Below are 1932 nucleotides of genomic sequence, written 5' to 3'. Positions count from 1 at the left end.
TAATTAATAATTGATTTAAATCAGTGGTCAGTTATGCTGCTTTTGCCATACTGGGCAATCTTATGAAATCAAGCCAAGGTGTTTTCAGACGACCTTTTACCAACACTTTCCGTCTAACAACCGGCAAATGAAGGCATCCAACCGGGTAGAAATATAAATCCTCTGCCATATCCGCTATAATCAACTCTTTTCATCCGACAGGAAGTCAAATGTCCTCCAGCCGTTTCAACCAAACCGGCCCCAAAATCGGTCTGAGCGTGCGCCTTGCGGAAACGCAGGCGGAAATTGAAGCAGCACAACGCTTGCGTTATCAGGTATTCGCCCAAGAACTGGGTGCAGAAATCGAAAGCGACGACGGTCGCGATGTCGATCCTTACGACGAACATTGCCACCACCTTTTGGCTTTTGACGATGCAACCGGAGACGTCATCGGCTGCTACCGCCTGATTACCGAAGAAACCGCCAAAAAAGTCGGCGGCTGGTATAGCGAACATGAATTTGACTTATCCCCTTTGAAAGACATTTTGCCGCAAACCGTCGAACTCGGCCGCGCCTGCACCCACCCCGACTACCGCAACGGCGGTTTGGTCATGCTTTTGTGGTCGGGTTTGGTCAAATTCATGAAAGACGAAAACCTGCGCTTCATGATAGGCTGCGGCAGCATTGATATGCACGACGGCGGCAGCGATGCGGCAGGTCTGTATCATGCCCTGAAATCCAAATACCTTGCGCCTGAAAAATGGTGCGTCAAGCCGCTCAATCCGCTCAAGTGGGACGAAATTACCCCGTCAGACAAGCCTGACGTTCCGCCGCTGATTAAAGGTTACCTCAACGCAGGCGCATGGTTTTGCGGCGAGCCATGTGTCGATGAGGCGTTCAACTGCGCCGACGTGCTTATCATGATGGACATTACCCGTCTGGCAGACCGTTACCTCCAGCGTTTCGCCCCCAGACCATAAAGAGTAAAGGTCGTCTGAAAACCTTTTCAGACGACCTCAACTATTGTGAAATCAACGATTTTTAGCAATTTCACCCTATACCAATATACACACACCACAACCTTATGATTGCCAAACTACGTTTTACTTTCCGCCTGCTCTGTATCGGCTTCTGCCTGCTTTACGGTATGGCGGAAATGTTCTTCCTGTTTCCCTTTTACAGTAAACGGCGCAAACTGCGTGCCATCCAAATCTGGTCGCTGCGCGTCCTCGCTTCATGCGGCATGAAGCTGGAAACCTTCGGTACGTTGCCTCAGGAAGGGCAGGCGCAGTTGTTAATCAGCAACCATATCTCTTGGTTGGACATCATGGCGGTCAACGGTGCATTCCCGGGTCGATTTGTGGCAAAAGACGATGTCGCCAAATGGCCGGTGGTCGGTTATCTCGCCACACAGGCGCAAACCGTTTACGTTTCACGCAATAAAGGCACCAAAGGCAATACCGCCAAAATCGCCACCGTAACCGAGGCTCTCAAAAACGGCGATACCGTAACCATTTTCCCGGAAGGGACGAGTACGGAAGGTTATGAAATCCTCCCGTTCAAGCCCAGCTTTTTCCAAACCGCCTACGATGCAGGTGTTCCCATTATCCCCATGCTCTGCCGATACCCCAATCCCGACGGCTCAAGCCCCAACCTTCAGGCGGCTTATGTGGGCGATACCAGCCTGTGGCAATCCATCTGCATGATCATCAGCCAGCCTTCCAGTAAAGTGGAGCTGCATTTCCTGGAGCCGGTTCCTGCCAAAGAAGACCGCTATGAAACGGCGCAGGAAGTACACGGCATCTTGAGCCGGAAATTGAAAGAATTGGGTTGAAGAGTCAAAACAAATGAAAGGTCATCTGAAAAATGAACTGGTCCCCAAATCTTGGACACTCATAAAAGCCTTTTCAGGCGCTCTGTGCAAGCTGGGTTCTGTATGCGACAGGACTCAGC

At 50.8% G+C, this 1932-nt stretch carries 2 protein-coding genes; both read left to right on the top strand.

Translation table 11 applies throughout. The features are described 5' to 3' along the window. Window positions 1-209 precede the first annotated feature (209 nt). The gene (locus tag AC5M9B_RS04855) at window positions 210-959 is read left to right on the top strand and encodes a GNAT family N-acetyltransferase (protein WP_487648321.1); all 750 of its coding nucleotides are present in this window, start codon (window positions 210-212) and stop codon (window positions 957-959) included. Between the two features lie 104 nt (window positions 960-1063). Then, window positions 1064-1813 carry a lysophospholipid acyltransferase family protein gene (locus tag AC5M9B_RS04850; RefSeq protein ID WP_049228563.1) on the top strand — a complete coding sequence of 250 codons (750 nt, stop codon included), beginning with the start codon at window positions 1064-1066 and terminating at the stop codon, window positions 1811-1813. Window positions 1814-1932 lie beyond the last annotated feature (119 nt).

It is taken from the genome of Neisseria flava (genome assembly GCF_982712965.1).
This window is presented reverse-complemented; position numbering and strand designations above follow the sequence as displayed.